The sequence below is a fragment of the Nosocomiicoccus sp. HMSC059G07 genome (assembly GCF_001815515.1).
GTDB lineage: Bacteria > Bacillota > Bacilli > Staphylococcales > Salinicoccaceae > Nosocomiicoccus > Nosocomiicoccus ampullae_A.
Window position 1 is genome coordinate 6,088 of record NZ_KV820815.1, and the last position, 20,360, is coordinate 26,447.

At 37.1% G+C, this 20,360-nt stretch carries 21 protein-coding genes and 1 pseudogene; 16 read left to right on the top strand and 6 right to left on the bottom strand.

Annotation, left to right across the window (positions count from 1 at the left end):
- Positions 1–511, bottom strand: a 511-nt coding sequence (locus tag HMPREF3029_RS04725; RefSeq protein ID WP_168165502.1) for a metal ABC transporter substrate-binding protein, incomplete at its 3' end; no start/stop codon positions are given.
- A 205-nt stretch (positions 512–716) separates the two neighbouring features.
- Here HMPREF3029_RS04725 and rpmG point away from each other — a divergent pair.
- The 3 genes from rpmG to HMPREF3029_RS04740 all read left to right on the top strand — a co-directional run bounded on the left by rpmG (position 717) and on the right by HMPREF3029_RS04740 (position 2,140).
- Positions 717–866 (top strand): 50S ribosomal protein L33, encoded by a 150-nt coding sequence (rpmG, locus tag HMPREF3029_RS04730; RefSeq protein ID WP_040929001.1) that lies wholly within the window; start codon positions 717–719, stop codon positions 864–866.
- Positions 867–969: 103 nt separating this feature from the next.
- The gene (locus tag HMPREF3029_RS04735; protein ID WP_070458486.1) at positions 970–1,848 is read left to right on the top strand and encodes a bifunctional 5,10-methylenetetrahydrofolate dehydrogenase/5,10-methenyltetrahydrofolate cyclohydrolase; all 879 of its coding nucleotides are present in this window, start codon (positions 970–972) and stop codon (positions 1,846–1,848) included.
- A gap of 4 nt (positions 1,849–1,852) precedes the next feature.
- Positions 1,853–2,140 (top strand): hypothetical protein, encoded by a 288-nt coding sequence (locus tag HMPREF3029_RS04740; RefSeq protein ID WP_070710025.1) that lies wholly within the window; start codon positions 1,853–1,855, stop codon positions 2,138–2,140.
- A gap of 37 nt (positions 2,141–2,177) precedes the next feature.
- On the opposite strand, the gene HMPREF3029_RS04745 is transcribed toward HMPREF3029_RS04740, so the two are convergent.
- The 4 genes from HMPREF3029_RS04745 to HMPREF3029_RS04760 all read right to left on the bottom strand — a co-directional run bounded on the left by HMPREF3029_RS04745 (position 2,178) and on the right by HMPREF3029_RS04760 (position 5,167).
- A complete protein-coding gene (locus HMPREF3029_RS04745) occupies positions 2,178–2,495 on the bottom strand; it encodes a hypothetical protein (protein WP_102167670.1) in 318 nt (105 codons plus the stop codon).
- A gap of 55 nt (positions 2,496–2,550) precedes the next feature.
- Entirely contained in the window at positions 2,551–2,868 is a 318-nt protein-coding gene (locus HMPREF3029_RS04750; protein ID WP_070623648.1) for a hypothetical protein, read from the bottom strand.
- Between the two features lie 133 nt (positions 2,869–3,001).
- Positions 3,002–3,934, bottom strand: coding sequence for a manganese-dependent inorganic pyrophosphatase (locus HMPREF3029_RS04755; RefSeq protein WP_070710026.1), 933 nt, complete (start codon positions 3,932–3,934; stop codon positions 3,002–3,004).
- Between the two features lie 48 nt (positions 3,935–3,982).
- On the bottom strand, positions 3,983–5,167 hold the full coding sequence (locus tag HMPREF3029_RS04760) for an MFS transporter (RefSeq protein ID WP_070710027.1): 1,185 nt from the start codon (positions 5,165–5,167) through the stop codon (positions 3,983–3,985).
- Between the two features lie 86 nt (positions 5,168–5,253).
- On the opposite strand from HMPREF3029_RS04760, the gene HMPREF3029_RS04765 reads away from it, so the two are divergent.
- The 12 genes from HMPREF3029_RS04765 (at position 5,254) to gatB (ending at position 19,035) form a co-directional block, all read left to right on the top strand.
- Complete coding sequence (locus HMPREF3029_RS04765) at positions 5,254–6,702, top strand: nicotinate phosphoribosyltransferase (protein ID WP_070710028.1); 1,449 nt, start codon at positions 5,254–5,256, stop codon at positions 6,700–6,702.
- Positions 6,695–7,525: an ammonia-dependent NAD(+) synthetase gene (gene nadE / locus HMPREF3029_RS04770; RefSeq protein WP_070458508.1), complete on the top strand. Its 831-nt coding sequence runs from the start codon at positions 6,695–6,697 to the stop codon at positions 7,523–7,525. Before HMPREF3029_RS04765 ends, nadE begins: the two co-directional genes overlap by 8 nt.
- Positions 7,526–7,561: 36 nt before the next feature.
- Positions 7,562–8,137, top strand: a complete 576-nt coding sequence (locus HMPREF3029_RS04775) for a DUF2179 domain-containing protein (protein ID WP_068131072.1) — start codon at positions 7,562–7,564, stop codon at positions 8,135–8,137.
- A complete protein-coding gene (locus HMPREF3029_RS04780) occupies positions 8,127–8,324 on the top strand; it encodes an NETI motif-containing protein (RefSeq protein ID WP_070710029.1) in 198 nt (65 codons plus the stop codon). Before HMPREF3029_RS04775 ends, HMPREF3029_RS04780 begins: the two co-directional genes overlap by 11 nt.
- Before the next feature lie 22 nt (positions 8,325–8,346).
- The gene (purB, locus tag HMPREF3029_RS04785; protein WP_070710030.1) at positions 8,347–9,645 is read left to right on the top strand and encodes an adenylosuccinate lyase; all 1,299 of its coding nucleotides are present in this window, start codon (positions 8,347–8,349) and stop codon (positions 9,643–9,645) included.
- Positions 9,646–9,748: 103 nt separating this feature from the next.
- Positions 9,749–10,423, top strand: coding sequence for a heptaprenylglyceryl phosphate synthase (locus tag HMPREF3029_RS04790; RefSeq protein ID WP_070710031.1), 675 nt, complete (start codon positions 9,749–9,751; stop codon positions 10,421–10,423).
- Positions 10,423–12,588, top strand: a complete 2,166-nt coding sequence (gene pcrA / locus HMPREF3029_RS04795) for a DNA helicase PcrA (protein WP_070710032.1) — start codon at positions 10,423–10,425, stop codon at positions 12,586–12,588. The genes HMPREF3029_RS04790 and pcrA overlap by 1 nt, the downstream gene beginning before the upstream one ends.
- 6 nt (positions 12,589–12,594) lie before the next feature.
- Positions 12,595–14,565 carry an NAD-dependent DNA ligase LigA gene (ligA, locus tag HMPREF3029_RS04800; protein WP_070710033.1) on the top strand — a complete coding sequence of 657 codons (1,971 nt, stop codon included), beginning with the start codon at positions 12,595–12,597 and terminating at the stop codon, positions 14,563–14,565.
- Between the two features lie 3 nt (positions 14,566–14,568).
- Positions 14,569–15,774, top strand: coding sequence for a CamS family sex pheromone protein (locus tag HMPREF3029_RS04805; protein ID WP_040928987.1), 1,206 nt, complete (start codon positions 14,569–14,571; stop codon positions 15,772–15,774).
- 64 nt (positions 15,775–15,838) lie between these two features.
- Positions 15,839–16,129 (top strand): Asp-tRNA(Asn)/Glu-tRNA(Gln) amidotransferase subunit GatC, encoded by a 291-nt coding sequence (gene gatC, locus HMPREF3029_RS04810; protein ID WP_040928986.1) that lies wholly within the window; start codon positions 15,839–15,841, stop codon positions 16,127–16,129.
- Positions 16,130–16,140: 11 nt separating this feature from the next.
- The gene (gatA, locus tag HMPREF3029_RS04815; protein ID WP_070710034.1) at positions 16,141–17,604 is read left to right on the top strand and encodes an Asp-tRNA(Asn)/Glu-tRNA(Gln) amidotransferase subunit GatA; all 1,464 of its coding nucleotides are present in this window, start codon (positions 16,141–16,143) and stop codon (positions 17,602–17,604) included.
- Positions 17,605–19,035, top strand: a complete 1,431-nt coding sequence (gene gatB, locus HMPREF3029_RS04820) for an Asp-tRNA(Asn)/Glu-tRNA(Gln) amidotransferase subunit GatB (protein WP_070710035.1) — start codon at positions 17,605–17,607, stop codon at positions 19,033–19,035.
- A 47-nt stretch (positions 19,036–19,082) separates the two neighbouring features.
- Here gatB and HMPREF3029_RS04825 read toward each other — a convergent pair whose 3' ends face one another.
- Positions 19,083–19,853: a hypothetical protein gene (locus HMPREF3029_RS04825; protein WP_070710036.1), complete on the bottom strand. Its 771-nt coding sequence runs from the start codon at positions 19,851–19,853 to the stop codon at positions 19,083–19,085.
- Between the two features lie 139 nt (positions 19,854–19,992).
- Between HMPREF3029_RS04825 and HMPREF3029_RS04830 the strand changes: the two are divergent.
- Positions 19,993–20,360: pseudogene (locus HMPREF3029_RS04830) on the top strand (YegS/Rv2252/BmrU family lipid kinase); the annotation flags it as partial.

A 20,360-nucleotide genomic window follows, 5' to 3' on the forward strand; every position in this document is an offset into this window, starting at 1 on the left:
TTGCATCGTGTCCGTGGTCGTGATCATGTTCATCATCTTCTTCAGTTGCATCGTGGTCGTGGTCATGATCATGTTCGTCTTCTTCTTCAGTTGCATCGTGGTCGTGGTCATGGTCGTGATGATGTTCGTCTTCGATGAATGCTTCTTCATTGTTAAATGCTTCTAACACTTCAGTGTCGTTTTCGATTGTCTCATGAATCTTTTTAGCTACAGGGTCTAATTCATGATTTGTATAGATGAAAAGATCGCCTTTTGCATAGTTTAGAATGTCTTTTTGAGACGGTTCATAGTTATGCATGTTGACGTTTTTAGGGTAAATCGATTCGACTTCCATCGTGTCTCCTGCGATTTCTTTAGTCATACTATATAGTGGAAAAACTGTAGTATACACTTTAAGATTTTTGTTGTCGCTATCTGTGTTATCACTTTCTTTGTTGTCAGCTGCGTCATTACTACAAGCAGCGAGAACAAGTATAGCGACGAATGAAATTAGTAATGCTCTTAATTTCAAAATAATTCCCTCCAATGTTTTTGTTCTAAATTAGTATATCGTAACGCCTACGATTTAGCAAATATAAATTTGTGAAATTTACTTGAATTATTAGGGCGTCTACTGTAATATTAATAAAGTGATTAAAAACCGTAATCATCCGTTGATGATCAACTGGCCAGTTGAAGAGAAATCACACGATAATTTATTTGAAGAGGTGACAATAATGCGCGTACAAGTTATTTTAGAATGTACTGAAACAGGTGACCGTAACTACCACACAGTGAAAAACAAGAAAAACAATCCTGAGCGTATCGAGCTTAAAAAATACAGCCCAAGATTAAACAAAGTTACACTTCACCGTGAAACTAAATAAGTAATTGTTTTCAATAACCATATCTATTTGATATGGTTATTTTTTATTATCGAAATGTCATTATGGTATAATAATCTCAACATAAAATATGGAGGATTACACAATGGCAGAAATTTTAGATGGCAAAAAAGTAGCCGCACATTTATCTGAAGAAATTAAAAACGCAGTTGAAGAATCTATCAATCACGGGATTACACCGACAGTCGCTTTTGTCCGTGTTGGTGATCTTGAAGATTCAATTTCTTACGAAAATGCAGCGGTAAAAAAATTCCAAAAATTAGGTATCGAAACGAAACAATTCCATTTTCCTGAAGACATTTCTGAAAAGGAATTTTTAGATAAATTTAAAGAGATTAACTGGGATTTTTCAATCCACGGTATTCTTTTATTACAACCACTTCCAAAACATATTAATATTACGAGAGCTGCGCAGTTAATGCGTTCATTTAAAGATATCGATGGGTTAACAGTTATGAACTTAGGTAAAGTGTTAACGAACGCAGATGACCGTTTAGAACCATGTACGCCAGCAGCGGTGATGGAGTTCTTTGATTACTACAACCTCGATTTAAAAGGTAAAAACGTAACAGTAGTCGGAGCAAGTGCAGTCGTTGGTAAGCCGTTATCGTTACTCATGATGAATAGAGATGCAACAGTAACGACGTGTAACTTATATACAGACGACTTAGTCGACAAATGTAAAAATGCAGATGTTATTGTGAGTGCTGCTGGAGCAGTAGATTTAATTCGTAAAGAGCATGTTAAACCAGGTGCTGTCGTTATCGACGTTGGTATTAACTTTAACGAAGAAGGAAAACTTGTCGGAGATGTTGCGTACGACGAGGTTAAAGAAGTTGCAGGTTACATTACGCCAGTACCAGGTGGAGTGGGTGCAATTACGACGACAAAACTCGCTGAGCATTTAATTAAAGCAATCGAACATCAGAAACAAGCAATATTATTTATCGAGGATAAATTCTAAACCGATGAAAAAACGTACAATAGTTTTATTAATCATTGCAATTATTATTTTATTTATCCCAGTGGTCGATAAGACGAGCCAATCCGAGCGAGTGATTATAGATAATTCAACGAGAGAAATTATTCATCCGGATTGTTTTGATGAAAAAAAACATTCAAATTGGATCGACGAAGTTACATTTAACAATGCGTTAAACAACAAAGAATATTTGGTTAGAGACACATGTTCAAAAGAAAAATTGCCGATTGGAAAGACGTCTATATTTAATCGGATGTTTTTAAAAAAAGATTAAACAAAAATGTCTGGCTCAATTAAGAGTCAGACATTTTTTAGTATAAATCCAATTTCATCTTAGGTTTCGCATCTGTTTGAACGAATATAACGACGTCTCCATCTGTCGTAAAATATACATTCTCTAAATTTCGATTCGTCGTGACAGACGCCTCCTCAATTTCAGTGTGCGATTCAATAATAAAATCGTGTTCTTTTATATCGAACGTAATCGTAAATGTACCTACACTTTGAAACTCTTCGTCTTCATATTGCGGAATATCTCTAAAAGCTAAGTCATATACGATTTCAATTTTATTTTTAGAAACAGTGTTTTCAGAAAAACTCGTATAATAATTTACTCCATCAATTGTCATATACATATTAACGAGCGTATTTTCGATATATTTATATTCGAATTTAATATCTATCTTAGTCCAACTCCTTTACAGTAGGGTCAACGTTACTATACACAGTTACTTTTTCGTCAGATGAATCATAGACATAGCACTGGACTTTTGGCTCGATATACTTAATGCCTTCTATAACATTAGATGGTTTATATGAATTTCCTTTTTGTATGATTGAAGATACATGTTGCATCCCGCGATAAGTTCTAAATGTCGCTTCAAATAACTTTCTATGGTGTTTGTAATGAATAGTTGTCGTCATAGGATAGCTTCCTTCTTCTACTGTTATTTCGTATCTATAAAACAGAATTTCATCTACTTCAACATGAATGTGTTCCATAGGCAACATCTCCGTTTTTTAATTATTTTTATTATAAAACACTAATTGAAAAATTACTATTAAATATATAAAGTGAAATCAAAATAAAAACCTTCCAGTATTTTTATAATACTAGAAGGTTATGATATTATTTTTACTCATATAATGATTGGAATGCTTTTTCGATGTTTGGAACGACTTGTTTTTTACGAGAAACAACACCTGTGAGTAACGCTTCGTTGTCATCTAGTGCAACGTCAAATGCACGCTCGATGACTTTGTTGTTTTCTCCGATTGCGATGACTCTAGAGTCTGACGCTAAGATGTCTGTTACGACTAAAATGAATAGGTCGTACTTTTCTCTGTCGCTTTCTTTTTTGATTTCATCGACGATTTCTTCTTTTCTTTCGAAAAGTTCATCTAAATCAACGACGTTTACTTGAGCGATTCTTACGCTGTTATCGCCCATTTCAAAAGTTTTCGCGTCTCCAGTGATAAGTGCTTGTGTACTTTTATCTTTCGTTGAAGCACCTGCTTTTAACATTTCTAAACCGTAATGATCATAGTTCACGTCTGCGATTGTTGCGAGTTCGTGAAGTGCTTCTTCGTCTTCAGTAGTCGTCGTTGGTGATTTTAATAATAACGTATCAGAAATGATTGCTGACATCATTAAACCAGCCATTTCTTTTGTTACTGTGACATTGTTTTCTTTACAAATCTTATTTAAAATCGTCGCAGTACAACCGACAGGCTCTGCTCTAAAGTAGAGTGGAGCATTCGTTTCAAAATTTGCTACACGGTGGTGATCGATGACGCTAATAATTGTTGCTTTGTCGATACCGTCTGCAGATTGTTGAAACTCGTTATGGTCAACGAGCATGACTTCGTCGTCACTGTTTACTGAATCTAATAATTCAGGTGTTTCCACATTAAAATAGTTTAACGCGTATTCTGTTTCTTTGTTTAAATCTCCAAGTCGGTAAGCTATCGCTTCTTTACCGAGTTCACGTTCAATAATTGCTGCTACGATCGCAGATGTGATTGTGTCTGTATCTGGGTTTTTATGTCCAAAAACTTTTACTGTCATTGAATAAACTCCTTATTTATTGTCTAATTAATTTTATTTTATCACGAATTAGAAATTCGTTCTATTTTTGAGTTGATAACGGAAAATTAAGTTTCCGATTAATACGAGAACCATTACAACTGTAAAGAATGAGAAGTATAACGTGCCATTTGATAGGCTGATTAACGATCCACCAAATACTGGTCCGAGTATACTTCCGATAGAAAATATAATACTGATAAGTAAGTTCCCTGCAGCTATATGTGTACGTGGAATGACATCTGTTAAATAGCCAAGTCCAAGACTATACATCGATCCACACGCAACTCCGGTCATTAAAAATAGTGCTGTCAGCATGAAAAATGATTCTTTATTGAGTTCCATTAGTAAAAATCCGATACTTCCGATTGAAACTAGCCACGTGAGTAGTTTGCCACGCCCCATTCGATCTCCGAGTGCACCGATTGGAAGTTGGAATAAAATAGCACCTAAGTTAAACATCGGTAAAATCCAAGTCACTTGGCTAATTTCAAAGCCATTTCGCATTGCAAATACTGGGAAGTTTGAGTTTAAAGAACTCTCATAAAATCCGTATAACATCGGGAACATTAGTGCTGCCCATCCGTATACGATAACTGTTTTAAAGTTCGTTAACGTCGATAATAACGTAATTGGTACGTTATCACTATCTGGTTTTGCTTCACTCGCACCTTTTAATGTGAAAATTAGCGGCCATGCAAGCATTGTAATCACACTCGATAAAACAAACGGAACATGAGTCCCATAAACGACTAAGTCGGCAACTTTTGGTCCAATCATAAATCCTAATGAGAAGAACAGACCATACACAGCGATAACTTTTCCGATTTTATGTTGCGGTGTTGTGGACGTTAGCCACGTTTGTGCTGACATATGTAATACGTTATCTGCAATTCCGATAATTACGCGTAATATAAACCAAAACATAATTGAATCTAAAATGGGGAATAAAAACAACGATACACCGACAAATAGTCCACCGAATACAATGAGTTTTTGATATCCGTATTTTCTCATCGGTGCTTCTATTAAGAAACTAGATATAAACACACCGAGATATAACCCAGCAGTATGGAATCCACTTAACGTCGCACTAATGCCACGCGACTCAAAAATAAACGATATTAAAGGGAGCAACATACCTTGAGAGAACCCGCTAATACAAACGATGATAGATAAAACGATGAAGCGTGCTCTGAAACTAGTAAATCTCATTTAATTCACCCGCCAATTCATATATAATGTATGTAATCTAAAAATATTAAAAAATAAAAATTCATCTTCAAGTAAGGGGTTAAACGATGTTTAAAGACGACAGTTATATGTTACACACAGATTTGTATCAAATCAATATGGCAAAGACATATTTTGATAAAGATATTCATAATAAACGTGCAGTGTTTGAAGCATATTTTAGAACGATGCCGTTTAAAAATGGATACGCTGTATTTGCTGGACTTGAGCGTATTATCGACTATATAAAAAATCTTAGATTCTCAAAAACAGATATCGAGTATTTAGAAACACTTGGTTATGATGAAGCATTCATTGACTACTTAAAAGAGTTTCGTTTCACAGGTACAATTCGTGCGTTTAAAGAAGGAGACGTTTGTTTTAATAACGAGCCGATACTCCAAGTAGACGCACCACTTGCAGAGTGTCAACTGATCGAAACGGCTATTTTAAATATCATTAACTTCCAAACACTAATCGCAACAAAAGCAAGCCGTATTCGTGAACTCGTTCCGGATGACCAACTGATGGAATTTGGAACGCGACGTGCACAAGAGTTTGATGCGGCAATTTGGGGCGCACGCGCTGCAGTCATTGGTGGATTTGACGGTACATCAAACGTTCGTGCGGCTAAAAAGTTTGGTATTAAGCCGACAGGTACACATGCCCATGCGCTCGTTCAAACGTTTGGTGATGATTATTCAGCATTTAAAGCATATGCAGATACGCATAAAGATTGTGTCTTTTTAGTCGATACGTTCGATACGTTAAAGTCAGGTGTTCCAACAGCGATTCGTGTCGCAAAAGAGTACGGTGACAAAATTAACTTTATCGGTATTCGTTTAGACTCTGGAGATATTGCGTATTTATCTAAAAAAGCGAGAAAGATGTTAGATGATGCTGGATTTAAAGATGCAAAAATCGTCGTATCTAATGACCTCGACGAATACACAATTCAGTCGTTACTCACGCAAGGTGCTAAAGTAGATAGTTACGGTATTGGTACAAAACTAATTACTGCATACGATCAACCTGCGCTTGGTGCAGTATATAAACTATCTGCAATTGAAGACGAAAATGGCCAGTTAGTCGACCGTATGAAAATTTCAGGAAACGTCGAAAAGTTGACGACACCAGGTAAAAAAGAAGTGTATCGTATTATTAATAATGAGACGAAAAAATCTGAAGGTGATTATATTACTCGTGTCGGTGAGGAAATCGATTATAGTGAACCGTTATTTATGTTCGACCCTGTGCATACAGTTAAACGTAAATACGTTAAGAACTTTACAGCAGTGAAAAAGTTACATGATATTTTTGTCAACGGAGAACTCGTATATGAGTCACCATCTATTGAAGAAATGAGTCAATTACGTGAATTAGCGTTAGATGAATTATGGGAAGAAAATAGACGTCTATTAAACCCACAAATTTATCCAGTCGATTTAAGCTTACAATTATGGGAAGATAAAAAGTCATTAATCGAATCGATTGCTGAGCGTGATATTAATGCATAATATTCAGCGAGAAATTATAGACGCGTTACACGTTAAAGAAAACATCAACCCGGAGAGAGAAGTACGTGAAATCATCGATTTTCTTAAAAACTATAAATACCACCACGACTTTATTGAAAGTTTCGTCTTAGGTATAAGTGGCGGTCAAGACTCAACATTACTCGGAAAACTCGCCCAAATGGCAGTCGAAGAGTTACGTGAAGAAGGTCATACGATTCATTTTTACGGTGTGCGTTTACCGTACGGTACACAGCTCGATATGAATGACGTCGACGACGCTATTACTTATATACAACCAGATTTTGACGTCACAATTAATATTAAAAATGCCGTCGATGCGAGTGTAAAAGCACTAAACGATGCATCGTTTCATATTAATGACTTCGTGATTGGTAATGAAAAAGCACGTGAACGCATGAAGGCACAATATGCGATTGCAGCAGACCGTAAAGGTGTAGTACTCGGTTCGGATCACGCAGCAGAAGCGTTAACTGGATTTTATACGAAGTTTGGTGACGGCGCAGCAGACGTCATGCCTTTAACTGGTTTAAACAAACGTCAAGGACAACAAATTTTAAAATATTTAAATTGTCCAGAACATTTATATTTAAAAGTTCCTACAGCAGATTTAGAATCCGACCGCCCACTGTTAAGCGATGAAGATGCACTTCAAGTGAGTTATAAAGATATCGATGACTTTTTAGAAGGTAAAACAGTACCTGAAGCGGCGTTTGATCGTATCATTCATTTATATAAGACGAGTCAACATAAAAGAGACAAACCGTATCATCGATACCTTAAACCGAAATACATGGAGGAGTAATTATTGTTACAATTAATTAGTGAAAACGCATGGCTGATGGTACTTACAATCTTTTTAATCAACATATGTTACGTCTCGTTTTTAACGATGCGTACGATTTCGACGTTAAAAGGATATAAGTACGTCGCTGCGTTAGTGAGTATTTTTGAAACGCTCATTTATATTATCGGACTTGGTCTAGTGTTAGATAACTTAGATAAGCCGATTAACATACTTGCGTATGCGTTTGGTTTTGGTACAGGGATACTCGTCGGTATCCGCATCGAAGAAAAGCTTGCTTTAGGATATCAAGTCGTCAATGCAATTACTGCAGAAAAAGATAAAGATTTACCGATGCAGTTAAGAGAACTTGGCTACGGTGTTACGCACGGGTACAGTTATGGACGTGACGGTGAACGTACGACGATGCAAATTTTAACGCCGAGACGCCACGAGAAAAAACTTATAAACACGATCATCGAGCTCGATCCGAATGCATTTATCGTGTCATATGAGCCAAAATCTATTCACGGTGGGTTCTGGACAAAAGGTGTACGAAATCGTGAAGTCGCGTCATATGACGTTGAAGATGTAGAAGAAATTTTAGAAGAAGTCGGTACTAATGAAAAATAAAAAACAACTAAAAAAGAAGAAGTTTGAAGTTACAAAGAACGATACGATTGAATCCGTGTTACAACAAATGAGAAGTGAAGGGTATACGCCCGTGAGACGTATGGAAAAGCCCGTCTTTAAGGAAACTGAAAACGGGATTGAAGTAAGTCATCAAGAAATAGTATTTGAAGGTAAATTAATCGATTAACGATAAAAGGAGACGTATAGATATGATTCCTCGTTATACTAGAGAAGAAATGGCCAATATTTGGACAGAAGAAAACAAATTTCGTGCATGGTTAGAAGTTGAAATTTTAGCAGCAGAAGCGTGGGCAGAGCTTGGAGAAATTCCAATGGATGAAGTAAAACAACTCCGTCCAAATGCTAAAATTGACATCGACCGAATTAAAGAGATTGAAGCAGAAACACGCCACGACGTCGTCGCATTTACGCGTCAAATTTCTGAAACGTTAGGTCCAGAGAAAAAGTGGGTCCACTACGGCCTCACGTCAACAGACGTCGTCGATACGGCACAAGGCTACTTAATTAAACAAGCAAACGAAATTATCGAGAAAGATTTAAATGCATTTTTAGACGCCTTAAAAGATAAAGCACAAGCACATAAATACACGTTAATGATGGGTAGAACACATGGTATTCATGCTGAACCGACATCGTTTGGTATTAAGCTTGCATTATGGTATGAAGAAATGAAACGTAACTTAGAGCGTTTTAAATATGCGAGAAAAGATATTGAAGTCGGTAAGATGAGCGGAGCAGTCGGTAACTTTGCAAATATCCCACCTGAAATCGAAGAGTACGTCTGTAAACATCTCGGTTTAGACTATGCACGTGTATCGACGCAAACGTTACAGCGCGATCGCCATGCATTTTATATTTCGACACTTGCGTTAATCGCAACATCTGTTGAAAAGATGGCAGTAGAAGTTCGTCATTTACAACGTAGTGAAGTGCGTGAAGTCGAAGAAGCGTTTAGAAAAGGACAAAAAGGTTCGAGTGCGATGCCACATAAACGTAACCCAATCGGCTCAGAAAACGTTACTGGAATTGCGAGAATCATTCGTGGGTATATGACGCCAGCATTTGAAAACGTACCGTTATGGCATGAAAGAGATATCTCTCACTCAAGTGCAGAGCGTATTATGTTACCGGACGTTACGATTTTAACAAATTATATGTTAAATCGATTTAAAAATATTATTCAAAACCTAGTCGTTTTTGAAGACAATATGAAAGCAAATATTAACGCGTCATATGGACTTGTGAACTCTCAGCGTGTCATGCTCGGTTTAATCGATAAAGGACTATCACGTGAAGCAGCATATGACCTCGTTCAACCACGTGCGATGGAAGCATGGGAAGGTAAACAAGCTCTACAACCGTTAATAGAGAACGACGCAGAAATCACGAAATATTTATCACAAGAAGATATTGATGATGCGTTTGATAACAGACATTATTTACAATCAGTAGACCGTATATTTGAACGCGTCGGATTAGAAGAATAAACCTAGACATTGTCTAGGTTTTTTTCGTGGATGACTATCGTACGTTTAGAATGCATAGTAAAAAAATGCTATAATTATAATATTGATTTTATGGAGGAAACGAATGTTAAACGACGTAAAACATATATTTAAATTAGATCCAGCGAAAGAGATTAGCGATGAGCATTTAGAGCGGTTAGCTGAAAGTAAAACAGATTTAATCGTCGTCGGTGGAACAGATAATGTCACTGAAGACAACGTTTTAGATTTACTCGCGCGCGTGAGACGTTTTAGTATTCCGCTCGCACTTGAAATATCTAACACTGAATCTGTCATTGGTGGATTCGATTATTATTTCATCCCAGTTGTGTTTAATACGACGAATATTAAGTATCATAACGGACTACTCGTTGAAGCGTTACAAGAATTTCACGATATTATCGATTACGACGAAGTCTCGATATTGCCGTATATAATTTTAAATGAAGAGTGTAAAGCGTTTAAGAAGGCGGAGTGCTATTTACCCGATGAAGAAACACTTACAAGCCTTGTAAATATGATTGATAAGCTATATGAGTCAAAATATTTATACATCGAATGCAGCGGGACACTGATTGACGTAGATACGTTAAAACATATACATTCACAACTTAAAAATAGCCATCTTATTTACGGTGGTGGTATTAAAAATCGTGAAGAGTTTAAAGAAAGAAAACCTTTCGCAAATACGTTAGTCGTCGGAAATTCAATTTACGATGACTTTACTCAAGCATTAAAAACGACAAATGAGGTAGAGTAATGGATTTATCTTTAATGAACCGAGCGCAATATGAAGCAATTACGACAACAGAAGGGCCTGTCCTCGTTATGGCGGGAGCTGGAAGTGGGAAAACACGTGTGTTAACGCATCGTATCGCATATTTAATTGAAGAAAAAGATGTGCCGAGCTATAACATCTTAGCCATCACATTTACAAATAAAGCAGCCAAAGAAATGAAAGAGCGTGTTGACAAATTAATCGACGAAGACACATCTAAAATGTGGATTTCAACGTTCCATGCGATGTGCGTTAGAATTTTAAGACGAGATATCGATAAACTCGGCTACGATAGAAGTTTTTCGATATTAGATACGACAGACCAGTTAAATGTTGTGAAAGACGTCTTAAAATCGATGAACATCGATCAAAAGCAATATCCACCCCGCCAGTTTTTAAACGCTATTTCAAATTTTAAAAACGCCTTAATCACTGAAAAAGAAGCAAAAGAAAACGCATATGATTTTAGAGAAAAGTTAAACGCAGATATATATGGAGCATATCAAGAAATTTTATATCGGAACAGTGCGCTAGATTTTGACGATTTAATTATGCTGACGATACAACTGTTTCAAAAAGATGAAGCAATCTTAAATTATTACCAAACAAAATTTCAATATATTCATGTCGATGAATATCAAGATACGAACCATGCACAATATCAGCTCGTCTATATGCTCAGTCAAAAATATGAAAATATTTGCGTCGTCGGAGACAGTGACCAGTCGATTTATAAATTCCGCGGTGCAGATATTATGAATATTTTAAACTTCGAAAAAGACTACGATAACGTAAAGACGATTTTACTTGAAGAAAACTACCGTTCGCATCAGCGCATATTAGACGCAGCGAATAACGTCATCGAAAACAACACGAGTCGTGTACCTAAAAACTTAGTGACGAGTCGTGGTAAAGGAGAAAAAATTACATCTATCGTCTCTCAAAACGAACGAGAAGAAGGCCAGCGCGTCGTCAAACAAATTCAAAAACTTAAAAATGAAGGATATAGTTTTAACGACATGGCTGTATTGTACCGAGCAAACTCACAGTCGCGTGCGATCGAAGATGCACTCGTAAAATCATCCCTACCATATAATATGGTTGGTGGTATGAAGTTCTATCAACGTAAAGAAATTAAAGACTTAATGAGTTATATGAAAGTCGTTTTAAATATCCACGATGATATCGCAATGGAACGTATTATTAATACACCAAAGCGTGGAATCGGACCGAAGACGATCGACACGTTAAAGCAACACGCGAACGCGTTAAATTCGAGCATATACGACGCAATTAAAGACGCGGATTTCATCGGTCTATCAAAGAAAAACGCTGAAAACTTAGCACAATTATTAAGTGTACTTGAAAACTTAAAAGAAAAGTCTAAGTTTATGTCGATTACAGACTTAGTCGATGAAATACTCCGCGACACTGGATATTTAAATATGCTTATCCGTGAAAACACACTAGAAAGTAATTCACGTATAGAAAACTTAGAAGAATTTAAAACAGTAACAAAAGAATTTGACGAAACGCATACAATTGGTGATGAACTACTGTTTGACTTTTTAAGTGATATGGCACTCGTTAGTGATCAAGATAGTGTAGACGATACAGATGCTGTAACGCTTATGACGATTCACGCGTCTAAAGGGCTGGAGTTTAAAGTAATTTTCATCGTCGGTCTTGAAGAGGGGTTATTTCCTTCATACAGATCAATGGACACAGAAGAAGAACTCGAGGAAGAGCGCAGACTTATGTACGTTGCAATTACACGTGCGATGGAACGCTTAATTATTTCACGTGCGACGTCACGTACTATATTTGGTCGAACGAATAACGCGATGGAAAGTCAATTCTGGTCTGAAATACCAGCAGATTTAGTTGAGGGTGAATCACTAATTTCTGTGTACGACGGTCGTAGTAGTAGCAATAAAAAACGACCGCGTAGTAAAAGCCAAGTGTTTACAGATAATAGCGGCGTATCATTTAATGTTGGAGATAAAGTGGCGCATAAAACATTTGGTGACGGTTTGATTACAGCAATTAACGGGTCAGGTGACAGTGAGGAGCTCGATATCGTATTTTCAAAAGTTGGTCCGAAACGTTTACTTGCGAAATTCGCACCAATTGAAAAGAAAGAGTGATAACAAATGGAAAAACGCATGCGAGAATTAGAGAAACTTCTGACGCAGTACAATTATGAATACCACGTTTTAGATGACCCTTCAATTCCGGATCAGACGTATGACAAGTTATTCCATGAATTAGTTCAACTTGAAGAAGAGTATCCCGAGCTAAAAAGCGACACGTCTCCAACTTCTAGAGTCGGAGGCGTGGTGCTTGATAAGTTTGAAAAAGTCACACATGAGACGCCGATGTTATCTTTATCTAATGCGTTTAACGAAGCAGATTTACGTGCATTTAACGATAGAGTAGAACGCGCGGTCGGAAAAGTAGAGTATATGTGTGAATTAAAAATCGACGGTCTTGCAGTATCGCTTTTATATCAAGACGGTAAATTCTCTCAAGGTGCCACACGTGGCGACGGTACTGTTGGTGAAAATATTACTGATAACTTAAGAACGATTCGAGCGATTCCACTGTCAACAGATTTAAATGCACAATTTGAAGTACGCGGTGAAGCGTATATGCCAAAAAAAGCATTTGAAACGTTAAATAAACGTCGCGAAGAAAATAATGAACAAGTATTCCAAAATCCGAGAAACGCTGCAGCAGGTAGTTTACGTCAACTCAATACGAAACTGACGAGTGAACGTAATTTATCTATATTTTTATACGGGACACCACGCGCGGACATATTAGGGGTAACGTCTCAAAGTGAGGCGCTCGATCAGCTCGATAAGTTAGGATTTAAAACAAACAAAGAACGCGCAGTGAAAGAAGATATCGACGGGGTGATTGAATACGTCAACTACTGGCAAGAGCACCGTAATGAGTTACCGTATGAAATCGACGGAATTGTTATTAAAGTGAACAACATAGACCTACAAGAAGAAATTGGTTATACTGTCCGCTCGCCAAAATGGGCAATTGCGTATAAGTTTCCAGCTGAAGAAGCAAAAACGAAAATTATAGACATTGAACTGACAGTCGGTCGTACAGGTGTCATTACACCGACGGCAATTTTAGAACCTGTTCGTGTCGCTGGGACGACTGTTGCACGTGCGTCACTTCATAATCATGAGCTAATCGAGGAAAAAGATATTCGTATTAACGACACGGTAATTATCCATAAAGCCGGAGATATTATCCCGGAAGTTGTGCGTGTCGTGTACGAAGAACGTACAAACCAAGAAGTGTATAAAGCACCGACACAGTGCCCGTCATGTGGTCATGAAGCGGTTAAGTTAGACGAAGAAGTTGCGATTCGTTGTATTAACCCGAAATGTCCGGCTCAAATCGTAGAAGATATTATTCACTTTGCTTCTCGAGGGGCAATGAATATCGACGGACTCGGTGAGAAATTTGTTCATCAGTTATACGATGCGAAACTCATTTCAGACGTTGCAGATCTATACACACTTAAAAAAGAGGAACTTATAGAGTTAGACCGTGTGGGAGATAAAAAAGCTGAGAACCTCTTAAACGCAATCGAAGCGAGTAAAGAAGCACCACTTCAAAAGTTATTATTTGGTCTTGGTATTCGTTTTCTCGGCCAAAAAGCATCACGTTTAATTGCTGAGAGATTTATAACGATGGATAATATTTTATCTGCTGAAAAAGACGAGTTGATGGAAGTTCCTGAAATCGGTGAAGTGATCGCAGATTCTGTTGTAACGTATACGTCAAACGAAGATTTTATTCATCTTATAGAAAAACTAAAATCAGCAGGTTTAAATATGACTGAAGAGGTTGAAGAGCAAGAGAGTACACAGTTTGACGGGATGACGTTTGTATTAACAGGTAAACTCGAAGAGTTAACACGTAAGGAAGCAAAAGAAAAAATTGAGTTAAATGGCGGGAAAGTGACAGGTAGTGTGTCTAAAAACACAGATGTCGTCGTCGCTGGAAGTGATGCGGGGTCTAAATTAGACCGTGCGAGAGAGTTAGAAATTACTGTATGGAGTGAAGCGGATTTACTCGAAAGGTTGGGCGAATAGCAAATGAAAAAACTTGTAATGAGTACGTTGTTTGGTACAGCGATATTAACGGCATGTTCGAATACGTCTGTCGACGTTGAGAATGCGTCAGAAAATAACGATGAAAATAACAATAACGTTCAAACTGTACGAAATGAAGATGTACAAGATAGTGTCACACAGAGTATTTCAAGCGATTATTACCAATCTGTCTTACCATACGAACTCTCTCCAGCACGCGGGTTAACAAGTTCTAACATGGTTTCAACGTATAACATGGAAGCATTTGAAAAAGGCCTTTTTGAGCAGTCGAAAAGATTCTTTCCAACAGATGAATACGTGTTTCGCGAAGGACAAATTATGTCTGAGAAAATGACTCGAGAGTATTTAAAACGTCAATATACGAAAGAACAAATCGATGAGATGGATGAGGCAACACTTAAAAGGACAGGTGCGTTTAGTAACTTAGGGTTAAACCCATCAAACAACGGAGAAGAAGATCCAGAAAAACTTGCAGAGAACGCGCCACTTTACTTATCTCATATACTTGAGCAAGACTACTTAAAAATTGACGAAGAAGGTAATCAGACGTTCGAAGGGATTACGTTCGGTCTTGCAATGAACAGTGAGTACTTATATCAAAAAGAGCAGTATGGTACGACATATCAAAAAGATTTAGATTTAGAAGTCGTTCAAAAAGAGGGCGAAGATATGGCGCGTGAAATTTTAGAGAGACTTCGAGAAAACAGTGATTATGTCGATAAAAAAGTCGTATTTGCGATCTTTATCCAATCAAAAGGAACGGATATTATACCTGGTAACTTCGTATCCTACGCGGTTGTTGAACCAGGTGCAAAAGAAATTCCTAAGTTTGAAACAATCGATGAACAGAACGTTTTACTACCGTCAAATAATGAATCAGTACCAGAAGACGTGAACAGCGAATACCGCGCATTTAACCGTGAACTCGAAAGTTACTTTAAATCATTTTCTACAAGTGTCGGACGTGGTGTGATTCGTGACGGTAAACTCGACGAGTTATCGATTGAAATACCATTTGAATACGAGTCACGTGGTGAAATGGTCGGCTTAAGCCAATTCGTGTATGAACTTGTCGAAAAACATTTTAAAGGCACAAAAGTTCAAGCAAAGATTCAAGATAAGTCAAAAGTGTATTCGATTATTACGTCTGACGGTGAAGAGAATACGGAACTTTATATTACAGAATAACAAACAATAGAATTGAAACGTATATTTTGATAAAATAATACGTGTTTTAAAAAGGAGGATATTTATGCCAACAGTATCAAAAGAAGAAGTACTAAAGATGGCAGACGTTGCGAAAGTTGCATTAACTGAAGATGAAGCAACGCGTTATGCCGAGTCTATTACAGACATCGTACAACGTGCAGAGGATTTAAAAAACATGGACTTATCTGACGTTGAACCAGCAACACATGCGTTAGAGATTTATGACGTCGTACGTGAAGACGATCCAAACAATCAAGTGTCGATTGAAGACGCGTTATTAAACTCAGAATCAACAGAAGACGGACAATTTAAAGTACCAAAAATGATTTCCTAGGAGGGACATTGGTGACTAACATTCATCATTTAACGGTTGAAGAAATCGTATCAAAAATTAAGCAAAAAGAACTCACACCTTCAGAAGTCGTTGAAGGATTATATAAACATATTGAAGCGCATGATAATAGCGTTCAGTCATTCATCAAATTAACGAAAGAAAACGCATTAAAAGAAGCAAAGCATCTTGATGAATTGCAAGCAAAAGATGAAATGACAGGTGAACTATTTGGATTACCGGTCGGTATTAAAGATAACATTTTAACAAAAGGGATCACGACAACAGCAGCATCTAAAATGCTTGAAAACTTTACACCAATTAACGACGCGACGGTCGTTAAAAAGTTAAAAGACGCAGAAACAATTAGTCTCGGTAAAATTAACTTAGACGAGTTTGCGATGGGATCAACAACTGAAACGTCCTATTATAAAAAGACGACAAATGCTTGGAGCACAAAACTCGTTCCAGGTGGATCTTCAGGTGGCTCTGCAGCTGCAGTTGCGGCAGGATTTGTGCCAGCAGCGCTCGGAACTGATACTGGTGGATCAATTCGTCAACCTGCAAGCTTTAACGGTGTCGTTGGTATGAAACCAACGTATGGAAGAGTATCACGTTTTGGTGGCATTGCATTCGGTTCATCATTTGACACAATTGGCCCAATTACAAAGACGGTAAAAGATAATGCGATACTTTTAAACGTTTTAAGTGGACTCGATGAGTTTGACGGTACAACTGCGGACAAAGAAGCGGATTTCTTAACAAACATCGATAACGATATTAAGGGTATGAAAATCGCAGTCGTTAAAGAATTAATGACAGAAGATGTTAACGCTGAAGTACGTGAAAGCATTGAAAAAGCAGTTGAAACGTTTAAATCACTCGGTGCTGAAGTTGAAGAAGTCAGTATCGATCATTTAGACAAAGTCATTTCAATTTATGAAATCGTAAGTTCAAGTGAAGCATTTTCTAACTTAGCACGCTTTGACGGAATTCGTTACGGTTACCGTGCTGAAGCAGAAAACTTAGAAGACTTATATAAGAAAACACGTGGAGAAGGTTTCGGTGACGAAGTAAAACGCCGTATCATTTTAGGTACGTATATGTTACAAGCAGGTCATTTTGAAGATTACTTCGAACAAGCGCAAAAAGTACGCCGATTAGTAATGGAAGAATTTGCGGAAGTTTTATCGAAATTCGATCTCATATTAACACCAACAACAGCTGCACCAGCACATGAATTTGGTAAACCAGACGAGAATGTATGGATGACAGACATCTTAACAATCCCTGCAAACTTAACAGGATTACCAGCATTATCAGTACCGTGTGGCTTAACTGAAGATAATCGTCCAATCGGATTACAAATCATTGGAAATCACTACGAAGAAAGTAAGATTTACAATGCAGCGTATAAATTCGAACAACAATTTAATCTTCACGATGAATTAAAAAATCTCACATTGGAGGTTAAATAAATGCATTTTGAAACAGTAATCGGACTCGAAGTACACGTCGAGTTAAATACAAAATCAAAAGTATTCTCAGGTGCACCTTCACACTTTGGTGCAGAACCAAATACAAACCTTTCTGTTATGGAACTTGCACATCCTGGTGCGTTACCAGTCGTTAACAAAACAGCAATCGAGTACGCAATGAAAGCAGCTCTTGCTTTAAATATGGAAATTCCATCTGTTACTCGATTTGACAGAAAGCATTACTTCTATCCAGATAACCCGAGTGCGTACCAAATTACGCAGGATAAAGAACCAATCGGTCAGCACGGACATATCGAAATTGAAGTGGATGGTAAAAAGAAAAAAATCGGTATCACGCGTCTACACTTAGAAGCGGATGCTGGTAAATCAGTCCATAAAGACGACCATTCACTCGTCGACTTAAACCGTCATGGTTCAGCACTTGTAGAAATCGTATCTGAACCAGATATTCGTACACCTGAAGAGGCATACAAATATTTAGAAAAACTAAAATCGATCATCCAATATACAGGTGTTTCTGACGTTAAAATGGAAGAAGGATCATTACGTGCGGATGCGAACATCTCAATTCGTCCATACGGACAAGATGAATTCGGTACGAAAACAGAGTTAAAGAACTTAAACTCATTTAACCACGTACGTAAAGGTTTAGAATTCGAAGAAAAACGCCAACAACAAGTCTTAATGTCTGGTGGAGAAATCAAACAAGAAACGAGACGTTTCGACGAAAAAACTGGCGAAACTATTTTAATGCGTGTTAAAGAAACTGCAGATGACTATCGTTACTTTAGAGATCCAGACTTAGGTCCAGTTAGAATTAGTGACGAGTGGAGAGAATCTGTTAAAGCGAGTATTCCAGTACTACCAGACGAGTTAAAAACACGTTACTTAGAAGAGTACGGTTTACCAGAATATGACGCAGATATTTTAACACTCACAAAAGAACACTCAGACTTCTTTAACGAGATGGTCGAAACTCATAAAGCAGATCCAAAACTTGCATCAAACTGGATCATGACTAGTGTGAACGAGTACTTAAACAAACAACAAGTAGAACTTCACGACACAGAAATTACACCGAAAAACTTAGCTGAAATGATCGGACTTATTGAAGATGGCACAATTTCAGGTAAACAAGCGAAAAAATTATTCTCTGAACTAATTAAAAACGGTGGAGAAGCAAAAGCAACAGCTAAAAAGCTCGGTATGGAGCAAATTTCAGACCCAGCAATACTTGGTGAAATGGTCGAAGAAGTTCTTAATGAGAACCCACAATCAATCGCTGACTTTAAAGATGGTAAAGACCGTGCGATTGGATTCTTAGTTGGACAAATTATGAAAAAATCACGTGGACAAGCAAACCCACAAATGGTTAACAAGATTCTTTTAGAAGAAATTAATAAGAGATAATATTTAAAAAAGACTTTGCCCCTATAGTTTAGGTGCAAAGTCTTTTATTATTGTAGGAAGAAATCTCTAATGTTTTTAGCAACTTCTTTTTCAGCTTCACGAGTTAATACGTTTTGATCGTAATCATACATGTCATCGAGCTCTATTCTACTATTATCAACGTAGAAGTAATCGTTCTCTCTCATAAATGCTTGATCATCTTCTAATACATTTTGTAAGTTAACATGCGCATGTGCGTTTGGTTCACTTAAAATAACAGCTGTCTTATTTGCTTCAAGTAGCGACATATACATACGTAATACGTTCGGTAAGTCGTGACTTGGAAGTACTTCTTCGTTATAGTCTTGAATTTGGAGTGCGCTTAATAGAACGACATCAGCACTGTCATTAATGTTTAACTGTGCAAGTTGACCAGAATTTACATCAATATCGATACGATTAAATTCAATCGTCGTATTGTTAAATGCTTCTTTTAAATCGTTCATGAATGCATCGCTATAATACGTCGGTAATACAACATCGACCGTTAACGGTTCGTTGTTTTGAATGTTTGCATCATACTTTTCTTGGATGACATCTTCATTAAATATAAGTGGTTCACTTGAAACATTATTTTCTGATGTAGAAGCTTCTTCTTTTCCATCATCTTCTTTGTTCGTGTGATCGTTTTTATCTTTTTGGTTATCGCTGTTACTGGAATTTTCTACTTGACTAGTATTGTTATTATTATCTACGTTACTCTTATTTTCGTGTAAAAAATTTAAGTATAATAAAAATAAAAATACTAGTGAAAGTAGGACAATAATTAGTTTTTTCATCAAATCTCCTCGTAATTTTTTAATGTCTATATTATATATGATACAATTATCTAGATTAGATAATACCATATTTAAAAATATTTTTCATTAACATGAGCAAATATTGTTAGTACGATCAAATATGCGTAGGTGATAGCTTATGAAAACAGCACGTATTATATATAATCCGACGGCAGGGCGAGAAGTGTTTGAGCAACAACTTCCTCAAATCCTCGAACGTTTAGAACGTGCAGGGTACATTGCGAGTGCACATAGAACGACTGGTATAGGTGATGCGATTGTTGCTGCAAAACGTGCATGTGAACTCGAGTTTGATTTAGTCATTGCGGTTGGTGGTGACGGGACAGTAAACGAAGTAATTAACGGTCTACTTCAGCATGAGGCTACACCTGAGTTTGGGATTATCCCAATGGGAACAGTAAATGATTTTACACGAGCGCTTGGTATACCGAGCGATATTTTTGAAGCGCTCGACTATATTATTGAAGGTGAACCATTTGCGATAGA

What these genes read in the sequence shown, in the direction of transcription:
- rpmG (WP_040929001.1), top strand. Translation starts at nt 717, where the DNA reads ATGCGCGTACAAGTTATTTTAGAATGTACTGAAACAGGTGACCGTAAC.
- HMPREF3029_RS04735 (WP_070458486.1), top strand. Translation starts at nt 970, where the DNA reads ATGGCAGAAATTTTAGATGGCAAAAAAGTAGCCGCACATTTATCTGAA.
- HMPREF3029_RS04740 (WP_070710025.1), top strand. Translation starts at nt 1,853, where the DNA reads ATGAAAAAACGTACAATAGTTTTATTAATCATTGCAATTATTATTTTA.
- HMPREF3029_RS04745 (WP_102167670.1), bottom strand. Translation starts at nt 2,495, where the DNA reads ATGACAATTGATGGAGTAAATTATTATACGAGTTTTTCTGAAAACACT.
- HMPREF3029_RS04750 (WP_070623648.1), bottom strand. Translation starts at nt 2,868, where the DNA reads ATGGAACACATTCATGTTGAAGTAGATGAAATTCTGTTTTATAGATAC.
- HMPREF3029_RS04755 (WP_070710026.1), bottom strand. Translation starts at nt 3,934, where the DNA reads ATGACAGTAAAAGTTTTTGGACATAAAAACCCAGATACAGACACAATC.
- HMPREF3029_RS04760 (WP_070710027.1), bottom strand. Translation starts at nt 5,167, where the DNA reads ATGAGATTTACTAGTTTCAGAGCACGCTTCATCGTTTTATCTATCATC.
- HMPREF3029_RS04765 (WP_070710028.1), top strand. Translation starts at nt 5,254, where the DNA reads ATGTTTAAAGACGACAGTTATATGTTACACACAGATTTGTATCAAATC.
- nadE (WP_070458508.1), top strand. Translation starts at nt 6,695, where the DNA reads ATGCATAATATTCAGCGAGAAATTATAGACGCGTTACACGTTAAAGAA.
- HMPREF3029_RS04775 (WP_068131072.1), top strand. Translation starts at nt 7,562, where the DNA reads ATGGTACTTACAATCTTTTTAATCAACATATGTTACGTCTCGTTTTTA.
- HMPREF3029_RS04780 (WP_070710029.1), top strand. Translation starts at nt 8,127, where the DNA reads ATGAAAAATAAAAAACAACTAAAAAAGAAGAAGTTTGAAGTTACAAAG.
- purB (WP_070710030.1), top strand. Translation starts at nt 8,347, where the DNA reads ATGATTCCTCGTTATACTAGAGAAGAAATGGCCAATATTTGGACAGAA.
- HMPREF3029_RS04790 (WP_070710031.1), top strand. Translation starts at nt 9,749, where the DNA reads ATGTTAAACGACGTAAAACATATATTTAAATTAGATCCAGCGAAAGAG.
- pcrA (WP_070710032.1), top strand. Translation starts at nt 10,423, where the DNA reads ATGGATTTATCTTTAATGAACCGAGCGCAATATGAAGCAATTACGACA.
- ligA (WP_070710033.1), top strand. Translation starts at nt 12,595, where the DNA reads ATGGAAAAACGCATGCGAGAATTAGAGAAACTTCTGACGCAGTACAAT.
- HMPREF3029_RS04805 (WP_040928987.1), top strand. Translation starts at nt 14,569, where the DNA reads ATGAAAAAACTTGTAATGAGTACGTTGTTTGGTACAGCGATATTAACG.
- gatC (WP_040928986.1), top strand. Translation starts at nt 15,839, where the DNA reads ATGCCAACAGTATCAAAAGAAGAAGTACTAAAGATGGCAGACGTTGCG.
- gatB (WP_070710035.1), top strand. Translation starts at nt 17,605, where the DNA reads ATGCATTTTGAAACAGTAATCGGACTCGAAGTACACGTCGAGTTAAAT.
- HMPREF3029_RS04825 (WP_070710036.1), bottom strand. Translation starts at nt 19,853, where the DNA reads ATGAAAAAACTAATTATTGTCCTACTTTCACTAGTATTTTTATTTTTA.